The organism is Aeromonas sp. 600886, from assembly GCF_049174935.1.
GTDB classification, from domain to species: Bacteria; Pseudomonadota; Gammaproteobacteria; order Enterobacterales; family Aeromonadaceae; genus Aeromonas; species Aeromonas veronii_A.
The window spans coordinates 94,732-121,687 of sequence record NZ_JAAKUB010000001.1; the positions used below are offsets into that span (position 1 = coordinate 94,732).

30 protein-coding genes are annotated in these 26,956 nt (G+C 58.0%); 26 read left to right on the forward strand and 4 right to left on the reverse strand.

Annotated elements, in window-relative coordinates:
* Positions 1-2: 2 nt before the first annotated feature.
* From G5179_RS00440 to G5179_RS00455, 4 genes are read left to right on the forward strand one after another with little or no spacing between them, the layout of a single operon-like run.
* Positions 3-596 (forward strand): DUF1367 family protein, encoded by a 594-nt coding sequence (locus G5179_RS00440; RefSeq protein WP_421257627.1) that lies wholly within the window; start codon positions 3-5, stop codon positions 594-596.
* Positions 593-922, forward strand: coding sequence for a nuclease domain-containing protein (locus G5179_RS00445; protein ID WP_421257628.1), 330 nt, complete (start codon positions 593-595; stop codon positions 920-922). The genes G5179_RS00440 and G5179_RS00445 overlap by 4 nt, the downstream gene beginning before the upstream one ends.
* Complete coding sequence (locus G5179_RS00450; protein WP_421257629.1) at positions 919-1,344, forward strand: hypothetical protein; 426 nt, start codon at positions 919-921, stop codon at positions 1,342-1,344. The genes G5179_RS00445 and G5179_RS00450 overlap by 4 nt, the downstream gene beginning before the upstream one ends.
* Positions 1,341-2,039, forward strand: a complete 699-nt coding sequence (locus tag G5179_RS00455) for a TIGR02642 family protein (protein WP_421257630.1) — start codon at positions 1,341-1,343, stop codon at positions 2,037-2,039. The genes G5179_RS00450 and G5179_RS00455 overlap by 4 nt, the downstream gene beginning before the upstream one ends.
* Positions 2,040-2,283: 244 nt before the next feature.
* On the opposite strand, the gene G5179_RS00460 is transcribed toward G5179_RS00455, so the two are convergent.
* From G5179_RS00460 to G5179_RS00475, 4 genes are all read right to left on the reverse strand, one after another.
* Complete coding sequence (locus G5179_RS00460; protein WP_421257631.1) at positions 2,284-2,541, reverse strand: hypothetical protein; 258 nt, start codon at positions 2,539-2,541, stop codon at positions 2,284-2,286.
* 677 nt (positions 2,542-3,218) lie between these two features.
* Complete coding sequence (umuC, locus tag G5179_RS00465; RefSeq protein WP_421257632.1) at positions 3,219-4,499, reverse strand: translesion error-prone DNA polymerase V subunit UmuC; 1,281 nt, start codon at positions 4,497-4,499, stop codon at positions 3,219-3,221.
* Complete coding sequence (gene umuD, locus G5179_RS00470) at positions 4,496-4,918, reverse strand: translesion error-prone DNA polymerase V autoproteolytic subunit (RefSeq protein ID WP_421257633.1); 423 nt, start codon at positions 4,916-4,918, stop codon at positions 4,496-4,498. Before umuD ends, umuC begins: the two co-directional genes overlap by 4 nt.
* A 985-nt stretch (positions 4,919-5,903) precedes the next feature.
* The gene (locus tag G5179_RS00475) at positions 5,904-6,338 is read right to left on the reverse strand and encodes a hypothetical protein (protein ID WP_421257634.1); all 435 of its coding nucleotides are present in this window, start codon (positions 6,336-6,338) and stop codon (positions 5,904-5,906) included.
* 174 nt (positions 6,339-6,512) lie between these two features.
* On the opposite strand from G5179_RS00475, the gene G5179_RS00480 reads away from it, so the two are divergent.
* The 22 genes from G5179_RS00480 to G5179_RS00585 all read left to right on the forward strand — a co-directional run bounded on the left by G5179_RS00480 (position 6,513) and on the right by G5179_RS00585 (position 26,953).
* A complete protein-coding gene (locus tag G5179_RS00480; protein WP_042031437.1) occupies positions 6,513-6,830 on the forward strand; it encodes a phage holin family protein in 318 nt (105 codons plus the stop codon).
* Positions 6,830-7,309, forward strand: coding sequence for a TIGR02594 family protein (locus G5179_RS00485; RefSeq protein ID WP_421257635.1), 480 nt, complete (start codon positions 6,830-6,832; stop codon positions 7,307-7,309). The genes G5179_RS00480 and G5179_RS00485 overlap by 1 nt, the downstream gene beginning before the upstream one ends.
* A 55-nt stretch (positions 7,310-7,364) precedes the next feature.
* Positions 7,365-7,589 (forward strand): hypothetical protein, encoded by a 225-nt coding sequence (locus G5179_RS00490; RefSeq protein ID WP_069556117.1) that lies wholly within the window; start codon positions 7,365-7,367, stop codon positions 7,587-7,589.
* Position 7,590: 1 nt separating this feature from the next.
* A complete protein-coding gene (locus G5179_RS00495; RefSeq protein ID WP_236396334.1) occupies positions 7,591-7,821 on the forward strand; it encodes a hypothetical protein in 231 nt (76 codons plus the stop codon).
* A 71-nt stretch (positions 7,822-7,892) separates the two neighbouring features.
* On the forward strand, positions 7,893-8,054 hold the full coding sequence (locus G5179_RS00500) for a hypothetical protein (RefSeq protein ID WP_236396332.1): 162 nt from the start codon (positions 7,893-7,895) through the stop codon (positions 8,052-8,054).
* A complete protein-coding gene (locus G5179_RS00505) occupies positions 8,055-8,948 on the forward strand; it encodes a terminase (RefSeq protein ID WP_421257636.1) in 894 nt (297 codons plus the stop codon). It begins immediately after the preceding gene.
* A 41-nt stretch (positions 8,949-8,989) separates the two neighbouring features.
* A complete protein-coding gene (gvpU, locus tag G5179_RS00510; protein WP_421257637.1) occupies positions 8,990-9,460 on the forward strand; it encodes a gas vesicle accessory protein GvpU in 471 nt (156 codons plus the stop codon).
* A gap of 67 nt (positions 9,461-9,527) precedes the next feature.
* A complete protein-coding gene (locus tag G5179_RS00515) occupies positions 9,528-11,225 on the forward strand; it encodes a terminase (RefSeq protein ID WP_421257638.1) in 1,698 nt (565 codons plus the stop codon).
* The gene (locus G5179_RS00520) at positions 11,225-13,351 is read left to right on the forward strand and encodes a portal protein (RefSeq protein ID WP_421257639.1); all 2,127 of its coding nucleotides are present in this window, start codon (positions 11,225-11,227) and stop codon (positions 13,349-13,351) included. Before G5179_RS00515 ends, G5179_RS00520 begins: the two co-directional genes overlap by 1 nt.
* 119 nt (positions 13,352-13,470) lie before the next feature.
* Positions 13,471-14,184, forward strand: coding sequence for a Gp49 family protein (locus G5179_RS00525; protein ID WP_421257640.1), 714 nt, complete (start codon positions 13,471-13,473; stop codon positions 14,182-14,184).
* Positions 14,185-14,318: 134 nt separating this feature from the next.
* Entirely contained in the window at positions 14,319-15,248 is a 930-nt protein-coding gene (locus G5179_RS00530) for a hypothetical protein (protein ID WP_421257641.1), read from the forward strand.
* A gap of 72 nt (positions 15,249-15,320) precedes the next feature.
* Positions 15,321-16,538 carry a N4-gp56 family major capsid protein gene (locus G5179_RS00535; RefSeq protein WP_421257642.1) on the forward strand — a complete coding sequence of 406 codons (1,218 nt, stop codon included), beginning with the start codon at positions 15,321-15,323 and terminating at the stop codon, positions 16,536-16,538.
* 67 nt (positions 16,539-16,605) lie between these two features.
* Positions 16,606-16,995, forward strand: coding sequence for a hypothetical protein (locus tag G5179_RS00540; RefSeq protein WP_421257643.1), 390 nt, complete (start codon positions 16,606-16,608; stop codon positions 16,993-16,995).
* 66 nt (positions 16,996-17,061) lie between these two features.
* The gene (locus tag G5179_RS00545) at positions 17,062-17,502 is read left to right on the forward strand and encodes a hypothetical protein (protein WP_421257644.1); all 441 of its coding nucleotides are present in this window, start codon (positions 17,062-17,064) and stop codon (positions 17,500-17,502) included.
* Positions 17,503-17,504: 2 nt separating this feature from the next.
* Positions 17,505-18,086 carry a hypothetical protein gene (locus tag G5179_RS00550; RefSeq protein ID WP_421257645.1) on the forward strand — a complete coding sequence of 194 codons (582 nt, stop codon included), beginning with the start codon at positions 17,505-17,507 and terminating at the stop codon, positions 18,084-18,086.
* Between the two features lie 9 nt (positions 18,087-18,095).
* Positions 18,096-18,773, forward strand: coding sequence for a DUF6682 family protein (locus G5179_RS00555; RefSeq protein ID WP_421257646.1), 678 nt, complete (start codon positions 18,096-18,098; stop codon positions 18,771-18,773).
* Positions 18,774-18,784: 11 nt separating this feature from the next.
* The gene (locus G5179_RS00560; protein ID WP_421257647.1) at positions 18,785-20,476 is read left to right on the forward strand and encodes a phage head spike fiber domain-containing protein; all 1,692 of its coding nucleotides are present in this window, start codon (positions 18,785-18,787) and stop codon (positions 20,474-20,476) included.
* Positions 20,473-20,709, forward strand: a complete 237-nt coding sequence (locus G5179_RS00565) for a hypothetical protein (protein WP_421257648.1) — start codon at positions 20,473-20,475, stop codon at positions 20,707-20,709. The genes G5179_RS00560 and G5179_RS00565 overlap by 4 nt, the downstream gene beginning before the upstream one ends.
* Complete coding sequence (locus G5179_RS00570; protein ID WP_421257649.1) at positions 20,696-21,001, forward strand: hypothetical protein; 306 nt, start codon at positions 20,696-20,698, stop codon at positions 20,999-21,001. The genes G5179_RS00565 and G5179_RS00570 overlap by 14 nt, the downstream gene beginning before the upstream one ends.
* A 101-nt stretch (positions 21,002-21,102) precedes the next feature.
* The gene (locus tag G5179_RS00575) at positions 21,103-22,707 is read left to right on the forward strand and encodes a hypothetical protein (protein ID WP_421257650.1); all 1,605 of its coding nucleotides are present in this window, start codon (positions 21,103-21,105) and stop codon (positions 22,705-22,707) included.
* Positions 22,707-26,597, forward strand: a complete 3,891-nt coding sequence (locus G5179_RS00580; RefSeq protein WP_421257651.1) for a phage tail tip fiber protein — start codon at positions 22,707-22,709, stop codon at positions 26,595-26,597. The genes G5179_RS00575 and G5179_RS00580 overlap by 1 nt, the downstream gene beginning before the upstream one ends.
* A complete protein-coding gene (locus tag G5179_RS00585; protein WP_421202711.1) occupies positions 26,594-26,953 on the forward strand; it encodes a hypothetical protein in 360 nt (119 codons plus the stop codon). The genes G5179_RS00580 and G5179_RS00585 overlap by 4 nt, the downstream gene beginning before the upstream one ends.
* Positions 26,954-26,956 lie beyond the last annotated feature (3 nt).

Below are 26,956 nucleotides of genomic sequence, written 5' to 3' on the forward strand. Positions count from 1 at the left end.
GGATGGAACTTACCCTTCTGAAAATGTCCGGCGGGGTACTTGCCCCGTCCACTCCGGCCGATGCCGAAGCCATCAAGCTGATGCCGATCGGTACCACCATCCTGGCCAAGGGCAAGGGGCGCCGCAACCTGGCGTTTCATCGCCGCTTCTTCGCCCTGCTCAACCTGACGTTCGATTACTGGGAGCCAACTGGCGGCATGGTATCGCCAGCCGAGCAGGGGATCCTGTCCCGATTCGTTCGCTACCTCGCCCAGTTCGGCGCTGGCAACGTGCTGAACAAGGCCAAGGATGAGTTTATCGACCAGCTGGCCAGCAGCCGTATCGAGCGCCACGGTCCCCAGGCTGAGAAGTCGTTTGAGGTGATGCGCAAGTGGCTCACCGTCGAGGCCGGTTATTACACCGTGGTGATACTGCCGGATGGCGGCATGCGCAAGGAGGCCAAGAGCGTCAGCTTTGCCAAGATGGATCAGGCTGAGTTCTCCGACCTGTACCGGGCTGTGTTCGGGGTCTGCTGGCGCTATGTGCTGAGCAAGCAGTTTGCCACCGAGGAGGAGGCTGAGAACGCCTGCGCCCAGCTGATGGGGTTTGCCGGATGAGATTCGAGACCAGCCCAATCCGCTCTGACGATCTGCGCGATGGTGCTCGCGGCCAGCTCTGCAAGATCCAGCTTGCCGGGGTCTGCATCGGTGGCACCGAAACCACGGTGCTGGCTCACCTGCCAAGCGCACCGCATGGAATGGCGCTCAAGGGGGATGATTTGGTGGCTGTGGAGGCGTGCTGCGCTTGCCATGACGCCATTGATGGCCGTATCGCCTACGACTGGCAGCCCGGGGAGCGCGAAGAGGTCACCTATAGCGCCCTGACCCGTCAGCTGCACAGCTGGGTGGTGCGCGGGCTTGTTAGTGTGAAGGGGGCGGCATGATCCGCCTATCCGCCATAGAGGCAGCCCGCCTGCTGGATAAACACCCGAAAGCCAAGGCCGTCGTGAACAAAGTCAAGAAGGCGCAGCAGGTGGATGCCCTGCACTGCAAGGTGCTGACCCAGCTGGTTGGCCTCCCTGACCCCGCAACCGAGCTGGTATTCCACCCCAAGCGCCGCTGGCGCCTCGACTTCGCCTGGCCCACCCGCATGATCGCCGTCGAGATCCACGGTGGCATCCACTCCGGTGGTCGCCACACTCGCGGCAAGGGGTTCGTGGAGGACCGCGCCAAGATGAACGAGGCAGCCCTGCTCGGGTGGACTGTCATCGAGGCCACGCCAGAGCACATTCAATCAGGCCAGCTGCGCGCCTGGCTGCTCACCGCTTTCAATCAGGACCAAGACCAAACGAGGACCAACCCATGAGTAATTCACTGGAAATGGCACTGCGCCTGTTCTCACCCAAAGGGGCGCTCCATGAGCCAACCTCCAGCAACTTCAACGCCCTGGGGCGGGATGACTTTATCGGAGCTCTGCAGGTGGCCGCCAAAAACAACCCGCAGGGACTCCAGTTCCTGATGGCCGATCACCTGCTCGATACTGCCGCCATCTCTGAGTTGCTTACGCATTTTGAGTGCGCGATCGGTAATGCCGAGGCCGGTGGCATGGCGCTGGCTATTCTGCTGCGCCGCCCGCTGCCTGAGCAGTTGGCTAACCTAGTGTCATCCCACCCCCATTACGACAAGGAACGCCGCCGCGCCGCCGTGGTGATGGAGAAGGCCAAGCGTGCCCACCGAGCCGGTAATGACCACGAATATCAGCGCCTGCTGGCTGAGCGTAACGGGATCTTGTCTCTCGCCCACGACCACTGTGTCGCCGAGATGCTGCAATCCGGACGTTGCCCGCACTGCAAGGGGACCGGGATCCGCCCACGAAAGGGTGACGAGTGCCACAAGTGCCACGGTACCGGGCGAGTGGTGCCGCACGCTGACATGGTGGCGCGCCGGTTCGGCCAGGAGATGCGCCAGCGCGTAGAGCGCTTGGTCGATGAGGTGATCCACCAAGCGTCAGATCTGTCCAAGATTATGGACCGGCAAGTGCGCGAAATGCGGGCGGCATAGGGAGGGAGAACATACACAATGCAAGATTGCACTTCGCTAGGTGCAAAAATTCAGGTGGCTATGGTGCATGGTATAACTCATTGAATATTAATAAGTTGTTCGTATTTTTGAACATTGGTATAGCACAGACTGTGCTATAAATTTGTTGACGGCATGGTCATGATTGGCCATTATCCAGCTAAACCTGTTGACTACCGATTCGTTAGTTAAATGGTTTTAAAAAAGGGCCCGAAGGCCCTTGGATTTAGGTAATTATATCCTCGAGATGCTTGTAAGCATCTATAGCGAGCCTGACAAGTTTGGCGACTACGTTGGCTAGTTTGAGGATTGATTCAGCTGAGTTAGCTATTGAAAGTAGCTTATCAGCTAGCTTCGAAGGCCCTGCAGTTGGTAGCTGTGGGGTCTTTGTCTTTTCGGCAGGTGCCGAGTCTTTCCGCCCCTTCGGGCGTCTTGGTAGTGCCATAGAGATCCTCTCTATTAGGTGGTTGATAAAGTCGTTCATGTAAAATCATGTTCACCTCGCTCGCTGTCTGGTGTTATTGGGGCCTTGTGGCTAATAGCTGCATTTTCCGATCATTCATCAGCAGGGACAAGGCATTATTATCAATCACTCTGTTTCGATTTATGACCCCACTGAATCCATTGCCAGAAGCTATCAGAAAGCAGGTGTCTGCGGCAAATCAGATTGCGTTTCTCACACCAAGATTACGGTCTGTTCGCACAGTATTTGTCCTGCAATCCTGAGCTCAGTGCAGTTATGGTGCCTTCAAAATGAAGCCAAGCCCTCTTGGGGGATTTCCGTACCTCCATTGACATCAATCGTGACATCACGACAAGCTAATTTCGAGTATCTCCGGGTGTGCAGCGAGGCCACACACCCGCTAAATTGAAAAATGTGCCTATGGAGGGACTCAATGGACAGCAAATGGAAGTGGCCGGCGATGAAGGTAGCAAGGTGGGGGCTGCAGCATGGTGAGTTCTTCGACCTCTACGATGTGGCCTACCGGTTGGGGATTCCACATCACGAGGCTGGCAGGGTGATGCAGTATTTGAGATCACTTCGCCATGTAGAAAAACTGGCTGAGACAAGGTCGTGCAGCCCAGAACCCGGGAAGATGTCAGCGCGCAGGATCTTCATCAAGGTGCTGGCTATTCATTCTGAGACAGCCCAAACAGAAACTATGCGGAAACGATAGGGAGTTCTTGGAGGCAAGTTGTATATCGAGGGCTGAGCTGTTCCCGCTTCATCATCCACTCCTTGGTGTCCTGACCCCGGGCTGCAAAGTAGATTTTGCCCAGTTTCCCTTGGTTGATCTTGTCGATGACCTGCATCAGCGCCTCGCTGCGCGGTGATTGCTGCTCGGCGGCGAACAGGTCGCCCTGTTGCATGCCGATGGGGGAGAAGTCGGCCAGCATGACGCCGCCTTTCTGGTAGCGCTGCTCATCGCGCCAGATGCGGGGGAGTAGTTGGGGGATCAGGGCCAGCAGTGCCCGGGTGTCATTGGTTGGCATCGCCAGTTTAGTGCTCACCTGATTACCGTAATAGGGCTCCCGGTCGCTGAACGGACTTGTGCGAATGAACAGGGTCACATGCCGGCAGCACATGCCCTCCGCCCTGAGCTTCTCGGCGGCACGTTCCATGTACCCGGCCAGGGCCTGATGCATGGGCCCCATGGTGGTGATCCGCTCACCAAAGGAGCGGGAGCAGATGATCTGCTGCTTTGCCTGAGCCAGTTGCTCCAGCTCGGCGCAGGGGATCCCCCGCAGCTCCTGTACTGTTCGCTCTACCACAACCCCATATCTCCGGCGAAGGGGCTTTGGGTCTGCTGCAACCAGCTCGGCAACAGTCTTGATTCCCTGGGCCTCCAGCTTGGCGGTAAGCCGACGGCCGATACCCCACACCTCCTCGACTGGGGTAATGGCCATCAGACGAGCGCGCCGGGCTTCATCACGTAGATCTACTATGCCTCCCGTTGCGGGCCACTTCTTTGCTGCATAATTGGCGAGCTTGGCGAGTGTCTTGGTGGGGGCGATACCTACACCGACGGTGAGTCCGGTCCACTGTTGCACCCGTTCTCGGACCTGGCGGCCATATTCCACCAGGTCGCCCGCCCATCTCTCGCTCAGTTCAATAAACGCTTCATCGATGCTGTAGACCTCCACAGCTGGCGCCATACCCTCCAGAATACTCATCACCCGTTGGCTCATGTCACCGTAGAGCGCGTAGTTGCTGGAGAACCAGACCCCGCCCATGGCCTCAAAGAACTGGCGGATCTGGAAGTAGGGAACCCCCATCTTGATGCCGAGCGCCTTGGCTTCCGCTGAGCGGGCCACCACACAGCCGTCGTTGTTGGAGAGCACGACGATGGGTCGCCCCTTCAAATCAGGCCGGAACAGCCGCTCGCAGGAGGCGTAGAAGTTGTTCACATCGACTAGGGCCACAGCGCAGCTCTTGTTCATGGCGCCGGCATCTTGTGGATGACGAAGGTAACCACACCGAAGATCTCCAAGTGCTGCCCGTCACTGAAGTTAATGGGGCGATAGGCCGGGTTCCCCGGTAGGAGGCAGACTGAGGGGCTGAGCTGGAGCTGCTTCACAGTGAACTCGCCATCTACGGCCGCAACAACCACGCTGCCATGTACTGGCTTGCTGCTGCGGTCTACAACCAGCATGTCACCATCGTGGATCCCGTGCTCCACCATGCTGTCCCCGGCAGCCCGAACGTAATAAGTCGCCGCCGGGTGCGCGATGCAGAGCTGATTCAGGTCGATGGTCTGCTCCACGTAGTCCTGGGCGGGGGACGGGAAGCCACATGCAGCGGGGGAGAGGAACAAAGGGATTTCCAACGCTGGGGCGTCAAGGTCGGGAACTGCAAACATGGTTTTTGGCTCATAATGCTGTATATAAATACAGTATAGCGATGCTCGTGACGAATATCACCGTGGAGCGATTGGCTCCGCCATTGGAAGACACATTTGTGCCACAGCCTTCCCATGGTGCAAAATCGTGGCACATACACACTAATCTTCTGGGGTCATCATGATTGAGAATGAGATCGACAAGCGCTGCACCGTGTGTGGAGAGCGAACCGCTGCAGCAACATGGATGTGTCAAGGTGAGGATATCGCGGAGATATCAGTGTGCAGGTGGTGCGCCACTAATGAATTGCCACGATTAATAGCAGATGCAGTGTTTGGAAGCATGCCTGTTGGAGTAAGAAATGGTTCATTGGGAACGCCAAGGACGCATTCAGAAGATGCATTTAAGGATGTCTCTGCAAATTTCTACAAAGCAATGTCTTATGCAGCATTGGGTGGAATGCCCAAGCCTTTGACGTTTAATTGCCTCAGGTGTAATAAGCGGCAAACTGCAGGAGACATAAGGGTTGGAGCGCCAACCAAGAAGCAATTTGTGCAGTGTATCGATTGTGGCTATGCGCACGAAGTGTCTTGGTCTATGACTGAGGATGTCACCGCAGTAGAAGACGAGTTTGTCCAATCAATGAGCGAACTACGAGCCCGAAAAGATCACGCGGAGTAAGCAAAATGTCGTTTAACTTGTGCTCCATGCCGAAAGAATAGCAGGAGAAGGTAGAGGTCGAGAAGGTCGCAGCCTATGCGGTGTGGAAGGAAAGGAACCCAGAGATCAAGATCCCAGCCGAGAGCGAGGCAGGGAACTACAAGGGGGAGATGCAGACCTACTTCCTGCAACAGGTGGAGCGGTATCGGAAGGTAAAGTAACCTATTGTGGGGCAATGCATTCGGATATATAAAATGGTCACACACCCTCGTAGGTATAGGAGGCTTTAGAGTACCCTGAATAATATCACCATGTAATAGCTAGCATAGATAACAAATAATTAAGTTATGAATGGCAAGAGATTTTATAAATATTGAAAATTAAAACAATGAAGTTGAATGCTATTGTAATTATTGGGATTGCTTGTGATATTGTGGCTGCTCGTGGTATATGAGCATTTTTGAAACTCATGCTACTGCTTAGATATATGTTTGTGGTTATATTTAATGAAGCACTAGCATCTTGCATTAAAAGAGAATATCTAACAATAGAAAGAAGTAGAGAAAAGACTATGGCTATCGAAAATAAAATAAGTCCGGCAGATATGAAAAGTTCATTTTTATCATAGAGATAAAACCATGCCGCCAATGTGGCTATCTCAACAGTTGATATATGTTGAATCATGTCCCATGTTCGCTGTTGATTGTTTATGAGGAGCTGTGCGCGAATGGAGTCATAGGTAGGGCCAAGCTTGGTTTGGTAATTATCTTCGTTATGCATTGTGCTTCTCGTTGTATTTTTATACATATCATACATGAATTACCTCGCTATCTAAAAGTTGAAATGCTCCCAACCCAGCGTTAGTATTGCTCAAAGATGGCCAGAGTCCCCGTGACTCTGGCCTTTTTCATTTCTGGCCCGCCTCGTGCGGGCTTTGTCTTTTCTGGAGGGGCGATGACGCCTGACAAGGATCCACAGAACTACAGCATGCTCGCCTATCTGGCGTTCGGCGGGCTGAGCGTATGGGGAGGGCTTGTGACCTACATACAGACCGTAAAGCGGGAAGGGAGGCAGTTCCGCTGGGCGGAGGCGGCTTTGCAGGTGGTGGTGTCTGGCTTCGCCGGGATGCTGACCATGCTGCTGAGCTGGTATATCGCCGCGCCGCTGCCGCTGTGTGGCTTTATGGCCGGTCTGGCTGGACTGATGGGGTCGAAGGCCCTGGAGCTTTACGAACGCCGGGCAACCGGCTGGATGACTGGGGGGAAAGAGTAATGGCACAGCGTTGGGTAGAAGAGGCCCGCCGACATATCGGGCTGACTGAAATCAAGGGGTCGAAGCACAACCCGGAAATCGTGGCGATGTGGAAGGCTATCAAGCGTGGCGGCATCAAAGACGACGAGACGCCGTGGTGCGCGGCATTCGTGGGCGCTTGCCTGGAGCGGGTAGGTGTTCAGTCCACCCGATTCGAGGGGGCGCGCTCTTATGCCTCCTGGGGTGAGAAGCTGGATAAGCCGGTTGCTGGCTGCGTGGTAGTGTTCAGCCGCGATGGTGGTGGCCATGTCGGTTTCGTCGTGGGGCAGGACAAGGCTGGCAATCTGCTGGTGCTGGGTGGCAATCAGGCGGACGCCGTGAACGTGAAGGCGTTCCCTCGCTCCCGGGTTACTGCATACCGCTGGCCCGCGGGTGAGCCGATGCCTGGTGGTGAGTTGCCGGTGATGGCTGCCGCTGAGTTCTCGAAGTCAGAGGCGTAGGCGAAAGCCGTGCCGATATCGCCGGGTAACCGGTAACCGCAGAGAGGAGAGTGCGATGGAGCACATCGTTGAGGTGGTCATCAACTGGATTGTCATCCTGATGGCCGTGGTAGGGGGTGCGTCCCTTGTGGTTCAGGGTCTGGCCAAGATTGCGGCCGTCACCCCGTCCACCCGGGATGATGAGATTATCGGGAAGGTAGACGCCTTCCTGGTCGGTCTCATCAAGGTGCTGGATAAGCTGGCCCTGAACCTGCCGGCTGATAAAGCCCGGAAGCAATAACATGAACAGCTTGCTCCAACTGCTCGACATTCTAACGGCCCTTCTGGGCCGTTGGCTTAAGCAGGAACGGGCAAGGGAGGTGCAGGAAAGCTATGACCAAAACCATAGTGACCCACAAGGGCGCTTTGCTGCTCGCTTCGGTGCTGCTTCTGGCCAGCTGCCAGACGACACCAAGCCAAACGGCAAACTGCCCGCCACCCACTCCCAGGCTGACATGGAGCCCCGCCAATAACGGCGGGGTTTGTCTTTCTGGGGAATCAACGGCCGACCTACTGGACTATCTCGATGCACTGGAGCGATGCGGTGGTTAATGGCGTTACCGTGACCGGGGTTATCACTCATGTGAAGGAGTATGACGGCAGTCATGCCCTGGTTGTTCTCAATACCGGCGTTTCCGTAGTGGTACCGGCAACCCATCAGCCCGTACCCGGCGACACCGTTGTCGAAGGCGAGCTATCTCTCTAAATGGCAAAGACCGACTGGGCACAGCTCAATGCAGAGTTCCTGCAGGATCACGACGCGACCGGCATCAGTGCAAAAGACTGGTGTGACAGCCGCGGCCTGAACTACAACTCGGCGCGTCGCTATTTGAAATCTCGGGGGCAATCCCCTGCACAACCTGAAAAATCTCGCGTAGCTGCGCAATCTGCGCAATCCGAAGTGCGCAAAACTGCGCAATCTGCGCAAAGTGCGCAACCCAAGGGGAATGAAGGCAAGGCCAAGAGGGGAAAGGGAAGAGGGGAAAGGTCATCCTCATCCACACAAACCCCTGACGACTCAGGCCAAAACCCGAAAAGAAAATCGGGGCGCCAGCCAGATGGCCGCTTTGGCGTGGGCAATCGTGAGTCTGTCGGCAATCCCGGCAACCCGAGCCCTGTCGCAAAGTGGAAGCCAGGCGATCGCCCCGCGCTGACCCACGGCGGTTACGCCCAGTTCCTCGATTCGCCTGAGCTGTTCGACCAGGCCGAGGAGTTGAGGCTGAGGGATGAGCTGATATTCACCCGGGCTCGCGTTATCTCTGTCACCAAGACCTTGAAGAACCTGCATCAGGATCTGGTCGATGCCACCGAGATGACCGACCGGATTGGGCTCTATGACAAGATCCTGAAAGCTGAGCAGGCCCTTGACCGCAACATCCAGCGGATTGAGTCCATCGAGCGCACCCTGAGCGCCATTCGTATCGATGAGGTGACAGGCCCCAAGATTGAGGCTGACACCAAGCGAATCAAGGCTGCCACCCGCAAGCTGACGGCCGAAGCCGATCGGCTGGAGAAGGATGGTGGTAGTGAGTCAACTCCGGTCAGCGAGATGGTCACAGAGCTGCAGGGTATGGGGACTGGGGGATTGATGAGTCGTTGAACTACAGTTATTGTGGCTATTCATGTAATCAAATGGAGCTAATGATGAACAACGAAGTGGCTGATGTTATTGAAGTTAAAGATAGTCATGAGCAGACTGAAACACCTGCTCAATTAGTTGAAAGTAATGACATAGATTGGCACTTAGCTAATTTAGTTGCTCTTACAAATGATCATCCCGGTGTCAGCATTGGCGTTACATTGACTGTTAATGGTGCGTTGGTTTCGGGTTTGCTAATTTCGGGAAAAGAGTATTTCGATTCATTGTCTGAGGAGATTGGAAAGGATAGTGGAAATTCACTTTCAATGGGGATTTCCGAAGGGATGAAGAATATTTCAGAAACTTTGTATAGTTCAAGTTCTAAGCCAAGGCCAGTCAATACTGTATATATTCATCTTAAAGATGCTCGGCATTATATCGGTGGCTCTGCTATTCCACAGAAGGGGGCATACTGGCGCGGAAAGCTGTGTGATGTGTCTGGATTTACATTTGGATCACTGAGTCAGGATTAAATAAGTAGATATTTCAGTAAGTAAACCAACCCGCTTCGGCGGGTTTTTTATTGCCCAGAGATCCCCCATGACCGAATTCGATATCTCCGCCATGAGTGAGCAGGAGCAGATGGCCTACATCCGCGCAAAGCTCAGCGATAAGTGGTGGCGGATGAACAACCTCTACATGATCGAGAACGAGCAGGGCGAACTGGTGCGCTTCCGGCTGCGTCCGGCGCAGGAGCTGCTGTTTCGAACCATGTGGTGGCTGAACATCATCCTCAAGGCGCGTCAGCTCGGGTTCTCCACGGCTATCGATATCTACCTGCTCGATGAGGCGCTGTTCAACAAGAACATCAAGTGCGGGATTATCGCCCAGGATCTGACGGCGGCAGGGGAAATCTACCGCACCAAGATTGAAGTACCGTTCGATAACCTGCCCGGCTGGCTCAAGGCCCAGTTCAAGGTGGTTACTCGGCGCGGCGGGGCCAATGGCGGTCATATCCTGTTCCGGCACGGCTCCAGCATTCAGGTGGCCACCTCTTTCCGCTCTGGTACCGTCCAGCGCCTGCATGTGTCAGAGCACGGCAAGATCTGCGCCAAGTACCCGGAGAAGGCCAAGGAGGTGCGTACCGGTACCCTGCAGGCTATCCACCCGGGCGCCGTGGCTTTTATTGAGTCTACTGCCGAAGGTGTGGGAGGCGACTTCCACGCCATGAGCATGAAGTCCCTCGAGCTGGCCAGGGCGTCCGGTGAGCTCAGTAAGCTGGATTGGAAGTTCCACTTCTTCGCCTGGTGGCAAGATCCCAAGTATCGCGCCGACGTTCCGGCGTCTGGCGTGGTGGCCAGCAAGGCGCAGCTTGACTACTTTGCTGCGGTTGAGAAAGCCATGGGCTGCACCATCAGCGACGAGCAGCGTCAGTGGTACGTGCTGAAAGAGTCCACCTTGGGCGCAGAGATGAAGCAGGAGTTCCCAAGCACACCGCTGGAAGCGTTCCTGACCTCTGGCCGTAGGGTGTTCGACCCCATCGCCACCATGGAGGCAGAGGGCGACTGCATGCCGCCTCTCATTGTCTATGACATGGACCCCGTTACCGGCAATCGCGAGAAGGCCCGCAAGCCGGACAAACTGGACGAGCAGGGCCAGCGCTCCCTCGAAAACATGCTGCTGGTGTGGGAGTTACCCGATCCCGATGAGGATTACGCCATTGGCGCCGACGTGGCGGAGGGGCTGGAGCACGGCGACCGCTCCAGCGTTGATGTGATCGCCAAGAGTGACGGGCGTCAGGTGGCCCACTGGTTCGGCCATCTCGATCCCGGTCTCTTTGCCCAGCTGCTGGCTCACGTCGGCAAGTTCTACGGCACCGCAGAGCATGGCCCTGCCTATATCGGCCCTGAGCGTAACAACCACGGCCACGCCGTCCTGCTCAAGCTGCGCGAGCTCTACCCTACCCGCCGCATCTACACCCAGGAGTATATCGACCGGGATCGGGATGATGAGACCCAGCGCCTCGGCTGGCTGACCACCCGCCAATCCAAGCCGATCTTGGTGGATGGTCTCAAGGCCCTGCTGCGTGCCGGTCAGGCCGGGATCCGCTGGATAGGCACCATTTCCGAAGCAACCACCTACGTCTACGACAAATCCGGCAGCATGAACGCCCAGGAAGGCTGCTACGACGACCAACTGATGAGCTACATGATTGCCCAAGAGATGCGAGCCCGCATGCCTGCCCGCATCGTCAAACCCGAATCCACCCGTAAACCCAAGCATTGGATGGCCAACTGATGATCAACTCACAACCCAAAGCCCCCGAGAAGGGCGGCCTCGATACGCAGAAGCTGCTCGCGCTGATGAGCGATATCAATGGCCAGCCAGACTGGCGAAGCCTTGCCAATCGCTCCTGTGCCTACTACGACGGCGACCAGCTGCCGCCCGAGGTGGTCAAGGTGCTCAAGGAGCGGGGCCAGCCCATCACCATCCATAACCTGATCGCCCCGACTATTGACGGCGTGTTGGGGATGGAGGCCAAGAGCCGCACCGATCTGATGGTTGTCGCTGATGACCACGACGACGAGCTCGAGCAACTGGCCGAGGCCGTCAACGCCGAATATTCCGACATGTGCCGCTTGGGCGGGCTGGATCGCGCCCGGGGCGAGGCATATGGCGGCCAGATCAAGACAGGATTGGGCTGGGTGGAGGTAAGCCGCCGTGGTGACCCGTTCGGCCCGCGCTACAAGTTCAGCAGCGTCCACCGTGACGAGGTGTATTGGGATTGGCACAGCCGTGAGCCAGATTTGAGCGACTGCCGTTGGCTGATGCGCCGCCGTTGGGTTGATCTGGATGAGGCCAAGACCATGTTCCCGAGCAAGGCGGAGGCGCTGGAGTGGGGCGTCAACGATTGGGCCGGTATGGTCAGCCTGACCGCCATAGAGGGGCTGGATCCCAGTCTTGTCAGCGCCTATGACGAATGGAGCCAGTTCAGCGGCAAGGAGATTGAGTGGTGCAGCCGGGAGCGGGATCGCGTCCTGTTGCAGGTGGTCTACTACCGCACCTACACCATGCGTCAGGTGTTGATGCTCGACTCTGGCCGGGCGCTGGAGTTTGACAAGAGCAACCAGCTGCACCGCGCCGCCATTGCCAGCGGTCGCGCCAGGCTGGAGCGCTGTCCGGTAGCCGTGATCCGCGAATCATGGTTCGTCGGCCCCCATCATCTGGTCGATCGCCCCTGCACCGCCCCGCACAACATGTATCCGCTGGTGCCGTTCTGGGGGTACCGCAAGGACCGCACCGGCGAGCCGTATGGCCTGATTGCCCGCGCCATGCCAGCACAGGATGAGGTTAACCTGCGCCGTATCAAGCTCACCTTCTTGCTGCAGGCCAAGCGCGTCATCATGGATAAGGACGCCACCAACATGAGCCGGGATCAGGTGCTGGAGCAGGTAGAGCGCCCGGATGGCTATATCGAGCTAAACCCTGACCGCGCCAACAAGACCAGTGTGAGTGACGCCTTCAAGGTGGAGCAGGATTTCAACGTGGCGGCCCAGCAGTTCCAGGTGATGCAGGACTCGGTGAAGCTGATCCAGGACACCATGGGCGTCTACGCAGCATTCCTGGGGCAGGGCTCGACCGGCCAATCTGGTGTTGCCATCAGCAATCTGGTGGAGCAGGGCGCGACCACCCTGTCGGAGATCAACGACAATTACCGGATGGGCTGCCAGCAGGTGGGGCAGCTGGCACTGGCTTATCTGCTGGAGGATATGGCCAGCAAGCGCAACTACAAGGTGACCGTCAACCGCGACGACCCGCGCCGCCGCAAGGCTGTGGTGATTAACGTGGAGCAGGAAGGGGGCAAGCTGACCAACGATGTGACCCGGCTGCGAGCCCATATTGCCCTGGCGCCCATCCAGCAGACCGCAGCTTACAAGCAGCAACTGGCCGAGCGGATGACGCAAGCCATGTCCCAGCTGCCGCCAGAGGCAGCCGCTGCCTGCTTCGATTTGGTGCTTGAGATGATGGATGTGCCGCGCAAGGACGAGTTTGCCGAGCGAGTGCGCAACGCCCTGAACATTCCTAAAACGCCGGATGAGATGACAGACGAGGAGCGCGCCGCCGCAGAGCAACAGGCCCAGCTGGCCCAGATGCAGCAGGAAATGACCATGCGCGAGATGCAGGCCAAGCTGGCAGAACTGGAAGGCAAGGCCGCCAAGTGGCAGGCGGAAGCTCAGCGCATAGCCAAGCTGACCGACTCTATCCGCTTCGAGGACGCCCTCAAGCAGGCCCAGACCGGCAAGACGCTGCAGGAAATGGAGCAGTTGGCCGCCCAGCAGCAGGCGATGCAGACCGAGCAGGCAGCCCTGCAGGCCCAGCTGTTGGACACCATTCAGCAGCAGATAGACGCGATCGCGCTCTGATAGTTGCTTTCCTAATCGCCCAGCGTTAGGATTTCTCCATCATGGCCCAGTCTTTCGAGATTGGGCCTTTTCATTTCCAGACCCGGCCATAGCGCCGGGTTTTTTATTTGGAGCAGGCCATGACCGACAGTGTTGAGTTGAAAGGTGTACTCGAGGCAGCCCTCAGCGAAGATGGCGGCATTATCCTCATCCGTAACGCGATGGCCGAGTACCAGTCGCACAAGAAGGTTCATGCTGCGGTAATCTCAGAGGTTCACCCCTGCGACGAGCATGGCAACTTCATGATCGACATCACCAACCCGCTCTATGACGGCATCACCATCCCCTACATGGTCACCCCGGATATGGTTGCCCGCTTCACCCCTGGCGTTGGTGACTACATCGTGCTGTATGAGAACGACTATGTGTCATTCAGCCCGAAGGATGTGTTTGAGGGCGGATACCTCATGATCGAGTTGCCGTCCGTGTGCGCCAGTGAAGAAGATGCCGAGATGGAGCGCGAGATCCAGACCCTCGGGCTGACAGCGCCGCGCGTGACCCCTGACCAGATCGAGGCGCTGATGCGTGGCGTTCGCTATGAGGTGCAGGTTGTTCCCGGCACCACCACCACGCTGGCCACCGCCATTGCTGCCAACGGCTTTACCATTGCCATCGGCATGACCGCCTGCGCCGACCCGGACAACTTCAATGCAGAGCTTGGCGCCAAGTACGCCATCAAGGATGCCGAAGCCAAAGCCCGCCAAGAGCTGTGGAAGCTGGAAGGCTGGCGGCTCAAGTGTCAACTGACGAAATGTGATGACGTTATGATGTGGTGTGAAGCCTTGAATCCCTAGCGATAGACGACAGCAGCCCTTGCCCGCCTTGTGCGGGCTTTTTTATGCCCAGCCCCAGCCGGGGAGCGCTTTCACCGAGAGCCTTCCCCCGCTTGGGCAGCGATACCACCCACTGAAAACCCACGAGGACGACCATGAGCAAAACCATCGATAACCTGACCGGAACTGAAAGCCTGGACGAACTGGAAGCCATGCTGGCCGAGATTGAGCAAGCGCCCGATGTCGAGCTGGACAATGGCACTGACACCAAGCAAACGGACGTAGAACCCGCGCCGTCGGCGGGCGAGGTGGCAGCCGGTAACGAACAAGCCGCAGCCAATCAGGTTGAGGAACAGGCCAGCGCACCTGAAAAGGTCGTTATGGCCAAGAACGGTCAACACACTATCCCGTATGAAGTGCTGGAGCAGGCGCGCAATGAAGCCAAGCAGTTGCGTGAGCAGCTGGCTCAGTCGCAGCAGGCACAGGCTGAGCGGGATAAGTTGCAGGCGCTGCTGGAGAAGAACGGGATCGACCCATCGGTTGACCCTGACGACATCAGCCAGGAAGAGCTGGAGCAACTGGCGCAGGACTACCCGGATCTCGGCAAGCCCATCGCTGCCATTGCCCGCAAACTCCAAAAGCTGGAGCCGCAAGCCGCGCCGCAACAGGTTCAGCCATTCGCCAACCCGGTACGGGCCGCACTGCAGGCGGTACCTGACCTGGCCGCATGGCGTGACGGCGACCAAGACCGCTTCGAGATGGCCCTCACTATCGATGACAAGTTGCAGGCCGATCCCGCGTGGAGCAACAAGCCGCTGGCGGAGCGATTCGCAGAAGTGGCTCGCCGCACCAAGCTGGCCTTTGGTGACGAGGTTGAAGCGCCTCCCGCCAAGGCACCCGGCAAGGCGGCAGAGAAACCCGCTGATCACATCCCGTCCAGCCCATCAGAACTCGGCCAAACCCATCACGCACCGGCAACGGGTGTCGAGCGCTATGGTGCCATGTCTCAAGCCGATCTAATCGGCGAGATGGGCAACATGACAGAGGCCCAGATCGAGGCGCTGCTGGCGCAGTCCGGGTTCTAACCAACAACCCCGTTTACATCAACCAACCCCGGCCACTGTGTCGGGGTTTTTGTTTTCATGTAGGAGAGGATCATGACCCAAGTCACCTCGGCGCAAGCCAACAAGATTTTGCAGGCCGCCCTGTTTACCGCGGCCAACCGTTCCCACTCGCTGGTGAACATGCTGACCGATGAGGCCCCCAAGGGCGTCAAGGTCAACGGCGGCAAGCAGACCAGTGCAGGCGCACCGGTGGTTCGCATCACCGATCTGTCCAAGCAAGCTGGCGACTCCGTTGATATGCAGCTGTTTCATCAGCTCTCTGGCCGCCCGACCATGGGTGACCAGAATATTGATGGTCGCCTGGAAAGCCTCTCTTTTGCAGACTTCTCGCTCAAGGTCAACCAGACCCGTCACGGTGTGGATGCTGGCGGCAAGATGAGTCAGTCTCGCACCCGGCACGACCTGATCAAGACCGCTCGAGCGCTGCTTGGTGATGGTTACTACGGCCGACTGGTTGATCAGCGCGGCTTTGCCCAGCTGGCCGGCGCCCGCGGCGATTACTACGCGACCGATATCATTCTGCCGCTGGCGGATGACCCGGAATTTGCCGACATCATGATCAACCCGCTGACTGCGCCCACCTACGAGCGCCACTTCTTCGGCGGTGATGCGACCAGCTTCGAAGCCATCGACGCGGCTGATCGCTTCAATCTTGGCTGTGTGGACAACATGTCGCTGTTCCTGTCCGAGATGGCCAACCCCATCCAGCCGATCCGCATGGTGGCGGATCCGTCTGGTGGTGAGCCGCTCTACGTGCTCTATGTCACCCCGCGCCAGTGGCACGACTTCTACACCTCCAGCTCCGGCAAGGACTGGCAAGCAATGCTGGCGTCCGCGATGGAGCGCAGCAAGGGCTGGAGTCACCCCATCTTCCGCGGTGAAGGTGCGATGTGGCGTGGCATCCTGGTCAAGCCCTACAAGGGCATGCCGATCCGTTTCAACCAGGGCAGCACCGTCAAGGTGTGCGCCGCCAACTCCGCGACCGGCTCGGAAGTGGACAAGGTTGCCGGCACCACCATCGACCGCGCCGTGCTGCTGGGCGGTCAGGCGCTGGCCAACGCCTTCGGCTCCGGCGAGCAGGGTTCTCAATTCGGCATGCACGAAGAGAAAACCAACCACGGCAACAACACCGAGATCTCCATCAGCTGGGTATCCGGCCTGCAGAAGATCCGCTTCAAGCAGCGCAACGGCAACATTCAGGACCATGGCTGTATGGTGCTGGATACCGCCGTCAGCGCCGTCGCGCGCTAACCCACCACCCGAGCGAGGGGGTTGATGCCCCCTCCTGTTGATATCTGATCTGATAAGGAGCCATATCATGGCCAAAACTACCCTGCTCGCCCGAGCGTACCGCTGGTTTATTGGTTCGTTCGGCAACCTCTCTATCTCTCCGACCCTGGTGGCCAAGCTGGCGGCGGTGCCGTCCGGCGACGTCATCGCCTTTGGTGACAAGGTGGAGCCCAACCTGAAAGTGGTCGGCGCCACCCTCATCAGCGGCGCGCTGGGGGCCAGCACCACGCTGACCGTCAAGATTGGCGATACCACCATCATCAACGCCGAGGGCACGGCAACGGCGGTATCCAAGTATTTCCCGGTGGACGATCTGAGAACGCTGCCCGACCAGGAGATCACCCTCACCGTCGGCGGCGCTGCGGCAACGGGCACGGTCAAGCTCAAGCTGCACTATGAGGTGATCGGCAACCTGTAAGGCTGCCAGTCACGCCATGCCCGGCCCAGTGCCGGGCTTTTTCATTTCTGGATTGGAGATATTGCCGTGAGCGACAAAATTGCCGTGGTTTATATCGGCGACAAGCCGAGCAAGAAAGACACCGTGACCGGATCCCGCCTAGTGTTCCCGCGCCATACGCCCGTTGATGTGGAGAGCCACATCGCCATGCAGCTGCTGGAGTTCCCCACCGTCTGGGTCAGCAAAGAAGCGCTGGCCGGCACGCTGGAGCGGCAGGAGACTATCGCACGAATGGAAGCGGAAGAGCAGGAGCGCCTTGCTGCCGAAGCTGCCCGCCTGGCCGAAGAGCAGAGCATGGTGGTCGGTGATATCGATCTGGCCAAGCTCACCTCTGCCCAGCTGGCGACCCTGATCGAAGGTGAAGATCTGGGTATCGAGCAGAAGGGGCCGCAGGAGAAGGTGGACGACTTCCGCGTTCGCGTGCGTGACGCCCTGAAAGCCAAGCAGGCCGCCAAGGCGGAGGGCTAAGCATGCAAATGGTACCCCGCGAGCAGTTCCTGCCTACCGTCAGGCTGCACATCACAGGTCCGCTCGAGATGCTGCTGGAAGAGGCCGTGACCGAGGCGGCAATCACTTTCTGCCGTGAATCCGAGCTGATCACCCTCGATCGCCTGCTGCCAAGCGCGGCGGCTGGCAGCCTGGAGGTGGTGTGCAATGTGGGCGGGGTTACCTCCTGCAATGTGTTGCACCTCACCGGGGCCGATGGCGTGCTGCTGGACTCTGGTCGCGACTACTTCGCCATGTCGGCCAATGAGCTGAGCATCCTGACCGATCTAAGCAATGTGCGGATCTGGTACGTGGCAGCCCCGGTAAAAGGCGCCAAGGAGCTGCCGGCACAGCTCTACACCGACCATGCCGAGGCCATCGCCCATGGTGTGGCTGCGCTGCTCTATGCCCAACCGGATCGCCCCTGGTCTGACCCCAAACGGGCCAACTTCCATCGCGCCGAGTTTGTCGAGGGGTGGCGTCGTGCCGGCCGGTTCCGCAAACAGCACAGCGCCCCAACCCAAGTCGAATACTACAACCCGCCCCGCAAACACAGCTTTTTCTAAGGAGTCGCCATGGCTACCGTGCCTATTTCAACCATCATCAAGCGGGTTAATACCCTGCTTGTCGATCCGACATTTACCCGCTGGCCCAAGCAGGAGCTGCTGGACTACTACAACGACGCCACAAAGGCGATCGTGCTGGTTCGCCCTGACGCTCACACCAAGAACGTTGAGTTTATCTGCGCGGCCGGCACCAAGCAGGCGCTGCCATCCGACGCCCTGCGGCTGATTGAGGTGCTGCGCAACGCCAACGGCAAGGTGATCCGCTTTGTGCCGCGCAAGGCGCTGGATGACAGCTATCCAGATTGGCACTCCGGCAAGACGGCGACATCCGTTGATAACTACTGCTACGAAGATCGAGACCCCAAGACCTTCTATCTGCACCCTGGCCCGGCCGCCGCGGTCAAGGTGGATGTGATCTACTCGGTCGCCCCGCAATCCAAGCAGCTGGCTGATGTAGAGAACGCCAGCACCCCAGCTATGGCCGATCTGGATGATATCTACATCAACCCCATCATCGACTTCATGCTCTATCGTTGCTTCTCCAAGGATGCCGAGTACGCCGCCAACAGCAACCGAGCGGCAGGTCACTACAACGCATTCCTGCAGCAGCTTGGTGAGAAAACCCAGGCTGACGCCAACATGGAAGCCCGCCAGCAGGCTGGCTTTAACCGGGTAACAGGGCAGTAAGGGGCGCATAGATGGCTGGAGTGTGGAAGCGTGACGGCACTGTAGCCGTCACAAACGGCAGCAAGAAGGTGACCGGCACAGGTACCACATTTGCTGATGCCAAGAACGGGGTGGCCAAGGGCCACCTTTTTTGTATGACCACCGGCACTACGGTTGACCTCTATGAAGTCGATTACGTGGTGTCAAACACCGAGCTGCATCTCGTGCAGGCGTTCCGTGGCACCACTGGCACCGGCAAGGCTTACGAGATTATCACCACCTTCTCTGACTCCATCCCGGAGTTTGCCCGCAAGCTGAACGCATCACTGTCCTACTACCAGAGCCAGTCGGATATGGTTCAGCAGTTGTTTACCAGCGACGCGGCAGAGATCACGGTAACCGCCCCGGACGGCACGACTCACAAGCTAATCCCTTGGAAGCGAGTAACCAGCGAAGGGGAGGGGCAAGCGGCCCGCGCAAAGGCCGAGGCGGACAAGGCAGCGGCTTCCGCAGCACTTGCCACCGATGTTGTTCGTGACTCGGCCATGCCGCTGCCGGATGTGTGGTCGCCGCTTGTCGATAGCCTGCGATTGGTTACCGGAAAGGGTAAGGAAATCAAGGTTGGTGAGGACGTTGTGGCCCGCCGCTGGGAGTTTGAACGACTGAGCGCCGCGACTGAGCGTCAGAAGGATGGCAAGTTGCGCCTGGTGCCAGCCGGTGAGCCACGTTACGAGGGGGGCGCGCTGGTCAAGGAGCGTGGATCGACAAACCTTTATTTTCCCCATAACGGTTCTACCAGTACCGCCACAAGAGGGACGGTGGAGACCACGGCGGGTTCTGGTTTGCTCGGCGAGACCGTAACAACAAAATTCCGTGAGAACACGGAGCTAGGCGGGCATTACCTGAACCTGACAAGCGTCTCAGGGTTTACAGTTGGCGATGATGTATCAATTACCGTGGAGCTTATCCCTTTACGGGTCGGAATGGACCGAATCCGTCTTGGGTCGAACGATATGGCCACCACCGGCACATCCGTTGATATCACTGCGGACCAACTTGGCAAACCGTTGCAGATTACCCACCGCTCAACAATGACGGCTAGTTCTCTGCGGGCTTTTGTATGGCCAAACGTGGGAGGCTCGTCCTCATGGCAGGGTGATGGCAGCCTGGATTTTGAGATCCTCTCCGTTCAAGTGGAGAAAGGCTCTCCGACATCTCTTATCCCGACAACCACGGCGGCTGCAACCCGAGCCGCTGAATCTGTATGGCTGCCGGGACCGGCAAACTCGCCTGGGTACGGCAAGAGTCGAACCTATGCGTTTGAGTTCGAGTTGATTAGTCCTAGTACGAGTGGATATATAACTTTTATCTGTGACGGCGCTTACCCGACGCGCACCTTTTTAGGGATATGGAGTGATGGCCAATTACAGGTAAGTAACGACTATGTTAAGGCATACGCTACTCAGTACACCTTGAAAAAGAGAAATGTTATCTCCGCCTCGTTCGATTACGACGGCGGCTACGTCATGTTCAGCCTTAATGGTGGGCCGATCGTGAAGTCCTCCGTCCCTTGTGCCATCAAGCCGGGTCTAGCAGAAGTTCCCTATGAGCGACTTGAAATTGGAACATTAGGGAACGGAGGCCATCAGTGTAGCGTCCGAATCCGCAACTTCAGGCAGTGGAATCGCCCATCGTCTGAGGCGCAACTCAGGGCCATCAAATGACCCGTCACTACTGCACGGGGCTTGGCCCCGTCTCTCCTGGTACTAACCGCTGCTGCCAGCAGCATGACCATGACTATGGCGCCAAAGGCACGGTATCCCGCGCCGAGGCTGACTGGCGCCTGCGCCAGTGCATGATAGCCCAGGGTAAGCCGGTATTGGCTTGGCTGTTCTGGGCCGCCTGCCGCATTGGCGGCTGGTATTTCTGGAAGGATAAAACCCATGGAACTGATTGATCTGTATCTCAAGGCGGGCAGCAAGTCTGCCATGACAACCGCCCTCAAGGCCGCAGGGTTCACCCAAGACAGCGAGAGCGGAACCTTGTATCGCCAGGGCTCTGACATCAGCGTGATTGGCACTATTTACCAGCCGACAGGTGAAACCACCATCGTTGATGGAGAGTCAGTGCCAGTGATGGCCGCCGTTCCTGGCTACCACGTCAATGTGCGAACCACCTCCCCCGAGGTGGCCGCTGCCCTCGATGCACTGCGTACATACCCAGAGACGCCTGTGCGAAAGTGGGCGTAATCTGGCTGCTTGCCTACTGGCGCTGTCAGCGTTAGGATTTACCCATCATGGCCCGCTCTATTCTGAGTGGGCCTTTTTGTTTCCTGCCCGCCGAGAATTCCATGTCAGCCATTGATATCGTCACAATGCGAGGTGTAACGCCGCGCGTTGAACCTCACCTTTTGTCTGATGAAGTGGCCGTGGTGGCCAGAGACTGTCATTTCGACCACGGCGTTATCTCTCCCATTGAGGAGGATGTGAGTGCAGGTGTTGCTCTTCCAATCACCCCAAAGACCCTGTTTCGCTATGGCGAGCACTGGTTTGCATGGAACAAGGTGGTTGAGGCCATGCGTTCACCCATCGCTCAGGATGAATACCGGCGCGTTTACTACACAGATGGAGAGTACCCCAAGGTTACCCATGCCCAGATTGCCACTGGTGGCAGCAATAAGCCTACAGCTTGGTACCGGCTGGGGGTGCCTGCTCCTGGTGTTCCTGTTGGTGTCAGCGCCATCACGCCGCCAGAGGGCGGCAAGGATGACGACATCACCGATGACGAAACACGCTACTACGTTGACACCTATGTCACCGCTATGGGCGAGGAGGGGCCGCCCGGGCCAGCCAGCGGCAAGGTGTCCATCACTATCCCTGAATCAACGGTGACGCTGGCGCTGTCTCCTCCACAGTCGCAGGATAACAACATCACCAAGCGCCGGATCTATCGGTCTGTCTCAGGTGGCGGCCTGGCTGATTACCTGCTGGTCGCAGAGCTGCCCATTGCGCAAGCCTCGTTTGTTGATGGCCTTGCCGATGGTGAGCTTGGCCCTGTGCTGGAGACCTACGATTACGCGCCGCCCCCTGCTGCCCTGCGCGGCCTGTGCCAGATGGCCAACGGTATGTGTGCTGGCTTTGCTGGCAACTCGCTCTATCTGTGCGAACCCTATCTGCCCTATGCCTGGCCGGAGAAATACCGGCTCACCACAGAGCACGATATCGTGGCGATCGCTGCCATTGATACTGCACTGGTGATCGGCACCAAGGGTTACCCCTATCTGGCTCAAGGCGTGAGCTCTTCCTCTGTAACAAACCAGAAGCTCAGCCACCTGCCGCAAGCCTGTATCAGTGCGCGCTCAATGGTGGCGATGGATGGTGTCGTGCTCTATGCGTCCCCTGACGGCCTTGTCGGCATTGGCGCCAGCGGTGGGCAGGTGGTGACCGAGCAGGTTATCACCCGCAAGCAGTGGCAAGCCATGAAGCCTGAAACCCTGCGCGCATGGCATCACGAAGGCAAGTACATCGGCATGACCGATACCCACGCCTTTATCTTTGATCCCAAGTCTGGCGACCTGCGTGAGCTGACAAATCGCTGGGATGCGGCTGTTTCGGACATGGAGAGCGATAGCCTGTTTGTGGCTAAGGGGCGAGATCTGCATATCTGGCGCGGCGGAGAGGCTGGCAACGGCCAGTTCGTCTGGCGCTCGAAGTTGTTTATGAATGTCAGTGGCACGGCTTATGGCTGCTGCCGGATCCTGTCGTCAGATATCACTCAGATCGGGGTCAGGCTGTTCGTGGATAACCAGCAGGTAATGGAGCTATCACCCGGCAATCTGACTGTGAGCGCGTTCAGGTTACCCCCTGTGCGCGGCCGTTGGTGGCAAATCGAGGTATTCGGTACCGCCACTGTACGGCGTATTACCCTGGCTGGCTCAATGGCGGAGTTGATGTAATGGCAAAAGCAGCATATCGGGCCGGGCGAGATCAGGCCGCCACCGCCGAAAACGTCGAGCTGCTTACAGGGCAGCGCGGCAATAAGTTGGACAAGGCTATCACGCTGCGCGAGCTGACCGCGCTGGGCCTGGCGACCCTGCGCCCTGGTGCTGGCGGCTCGTTCACTCCCGGCAAGAACCCGGACCTATTCCCCACTGGCACCTATGACAAACCTCACGCACCGGTCAATGTGCAGGCTAATGGCGCGTTTCATACCGTAGTTATCGACTGGGATGGGCCTAACTACCGTGGTCATGCTCACGCCGAGGTATGGCGAGCAGAGACAGACAGCCTGCCGGCTGCCACGCTGGTCGGTACTACATCGGCCAATGTGCTCTCTGATGCCATCGGCAAAGGGGCCACCTTTTACTACTGGGTTCGTTTCGTTAATGGCAAGGATGACGCTGGCCCATTTAACGCCAACGGCGTGAAGGCAGAGACCAGCCGCGACGTGCAGGACATCCTTGATGAGCTGCAGGGGCAGATTGATGAGAGCCATCTGGCAAAGGAACTGCTAGACCCCATCAAAAAAGTGCCACAACTATCCATGGATGTGGAGGCGATCAAGCCAAAGCTGGAGGAGGTGGATGTCTCCATCGGCTCAATCCAGAACAAGATCCCCAGCCTCGAGGGGGAGCTGGCGTCGCTGAACAAGAAGCAGCAGGACAGCGAGGCGCTGCTCAAGGACGCACAGGACCAGCTTGGCAATGCCAGTATCGATATCGGGCTGGTGCAGGACCGCCTGAATGACAAGATCGACAAGTACAAGGGAGACTTTGACAGCTTCCGGGATGCGGTGTTCGAAGTTGATCCTGAGAATGGCAACATCACAATGGATGCGGTTAACGCAGTCCGTGAAGAGCTGCGCACCTCCATCACAGAGGTACACCAGTCGCTTGATGCCGTATCAGGGCAGATCACCAGCAAGGCTGATAACGTCACAGTTGATAGCCAAGGGCAGCGCATCACCGAGGCCGAGCAGCGTATCAATGGTCTAGATGCCAGCCTGAGCCAGACTGTGACCAAGGGTGAGTTCACGGAGGAGCAGAAGAAGGTTACCCAGATTGGGCAGGAGCTGAATGCCACCAAGGGGGAGTTGGCCCAGAAGGCGACGCAACAAGAAGTTGACGAGCAGGGTGAGCGGCTGGCCAACGCTGAAAGCAAGCTGACGGTACAAACCGATGAGCTATCTAGCCAGGCGCAGCGAATCGATGGGCTGCAGGCCACCGTGAACCGAGGCGATGAAGCGCTGGATGCCAGGATCACCGAGCTGGCGCGCGTCACCGCTGACGCCGACGGCGTAACAGCCCAGCGAGTCAGTGGGCTGGAGGTGAGGACTGGTAATAACGAAGGCAAAATCAGCGCCCTGGAGGAGATTATCGAGTCAGAGGGCGGCATTACTGCTGGTCGGTTCGATGAAATCCAGGCTGAGATTGAGCTGGCAAAGGACAAGGCTGATGGTGCTGGCGATGCCGGTCAGGCGGCCATTGATGCCGCGTTGGCCGGTGATGAGCGAGACAGGGGCAACCGCACAGCCTTTGGCGCTATTCGCACCCAGCAGCAGGTGATCGTGAATGAGCAGGCCGCCCAAGCCAAGCGCATCACCGACATGAACGTCAAGTTTGAGGGGAAGGATGCCGACACCCAGGCTCGCATCACCGGCGTGGAGGAGGTCTTTGCCGACGCGGACAGTGCACTGGCTCAGCGCATTGATGATCTGAGCGCTTCGACGAGCGGGTCGTTTGGTGAAACCGCAGCGGCCATCAAGGCGCTGGAGAAGGTATCGACCGACGCTGACAGCGCACTGGCACTGCGCCAAGACCAGATGCATGCCGAGCTGACCGATGCAGACAACGCCCTGAGCGCCGGGATTGCCAGCGAATCTGAGGCAAGAGCGACGGCTGATGAGGCCATGTCGCGCCGAGTGGATGAGCTGACGGCCGGTGTGGATGGCGAGCTTGGTGACCTGGAAGCTCGAATAGCTCAAGAGGAGCAGGCTCGGGCAGATGGTGACGGCGCACTTGCTCAGCGGATCACCACGCTGGACGCCAGCGTAAAGGAGGGTGACGCCACCAACGCGGCCAGTATCTCCAGCCTGGAAAAGGTGGTTGTTGATACCGCCCAGGCGCTGGCACAGCGTCAGGACAACATGGAGTCATCCATCGATCTCGGCGGCAAAACGGATGTCGAGGGGGCGCTGGCAAGCGATGAGCGCGATCGGGAGAACAGGCGGGCGCGCGGCAAGATCATTACTCAGCAGCAAACGCTGGCCAATGCCCATGAGGCGCTGGCTAGAGACGTGACGCAGCTCACCGCAGATTACGAGGCGGATAGCGCCGACCTGCACAGCCAGATCACCGAGGAACGACTGGTGCGCAGTACGGCGGACGAGGCGCTGGCACAAAAGACATCGGTGCTTGAGGCGCAGATAGAGGGGGTTGGCCAGTCGCTGTCTGCTTCTATTGCCGAGGTGGCCAAGGCAAGCGCTGACGCAGACTCAGCCATGACCGAGAAGTTGAGCCAGCAGCAGTCTGCCATGGAGACGGCTGACGCTGCGCTATCAGGGCGCATCAACGAGGAAGCGACAACCCGGGCTGATGCCGTGGAGTCGCTGGCCAGCCAGATCCAGCAGGTTACTGCTAATTATCAGGATGGTGATAATCGGCTAGAAGGCCAGATCACTGCGGAGTCAGAGGCGAGAGCAAGCGCTGTGCAGTCTCTTGCTAGTCAGATCAACACGGTTTCCGCTGTGGCTGGCAGCAAGAATAAGACGTTCTTTCAGGCCACCGCTCCAGGCAGTGGCATGGGAACTGGCGACCTGTGGTTTGACACCTCCAACAACAACCGTCCATATCGGTACAGTGGCACCGCATGGGTGGCCACAGATGACCCGCGGATTGCAGCTAACGCTGCAGCAGTGCAGTCCCAAAGCCAAGCCATCGCAGACTTGCAAAATGGCGCTCAGGCTATGTGGTCAATCAAGGCTCAGGCTGGCGATATCAAGGCCGGGATTGGCTTGGTAGCCAAGAGTGATGGCACCAGCCAGGTGATGGTGTCTGCCAGCCAGTTCTTTGTGTTCAACCCAAACAGCCCAAGCGCCACCGCTCCGCTGTTTGCCATCGATAACGGCCAGACAGTGATCGCCGAGGCCATCATTCGCAAGGCGACTATCCAGATTATCCACTCCGAGAAGATCACCGCCGACTATATCAAGGCGGGGGTGAGCATCAGCGCCCCGCTGATCACCGGCGGCCAGTTCGATATGGGCAACGCCTTTATGTCTGGCGGAGCTGCTGGATTTGGCAAGGGTGGTCCTTATGGGTGCTGGGGGTGGGGGTGGCACACCATCATTTACGCTGACGGCAGTATCTACACTAACCGTCTCAATGCCGAGGGCGGCTATGTTCGCAATATGACTATCGGTAACTGCACGATAGATCAGAACTGCGTGGTGCTTGGCACCATTTATGCCGATCGGATTGTTGGTGATGTCACCAAGATGCTTACCCACAAGGGAGCATTTACCATTCCGGCATACAGTCGAGCCAGGAACCTGGTGCTGGTGCAGGGGGGTATTACGTTCCGCAGGAGAGTATCTGGGGCTGGCACTATTGGACTTAATTTGCATGTGTACCTTAATGGCGCACTCATAGAGACACAGACGGCAACCGCAACAATACCAACCGGTGGCGATGTCGATTTAACCGTAACGATCCTTCCATTTATGGTGCTGCCAGCCAACGTCGATGCGTCTATCACATTTGCTACAAGCGCCTACGGGAATGGGGTTCTTTCTGGGCCAGAGTACAACATAACATCAAGAGCCGTTTGGCTAATGGCATTAACATGAGTAAGGCAATCAACCGCATAGCCAGCGACACAGGCAACCCAAGGCTATCAGCCGAACTGCAAGACGCCATCCGTAACCGGGTGGCGTTTTTGTTTGTGCGTGGCGATGACGGCTTCGTGTTGAAGCCGGTCAGCGAGCAGGGCGCTACCGGCGTGCTGGTATGGGTCGGCTGGGGTGATGGCGGTGCGCCAGAGCGCCACCTACCGGAGGTTAAGCGGCTGGCCCGCATGATAGGCGCCCGCTGGTTGCGCTTTCACTCTGCGCGCAAGGGGTGGCTAAGGGTAGCGCCAAGAATGGGGTGGGCGCGTCAGCCAGATGATGCTGACGGGCTCTTTGTGTTTCAGATCAACTTGTGAGGT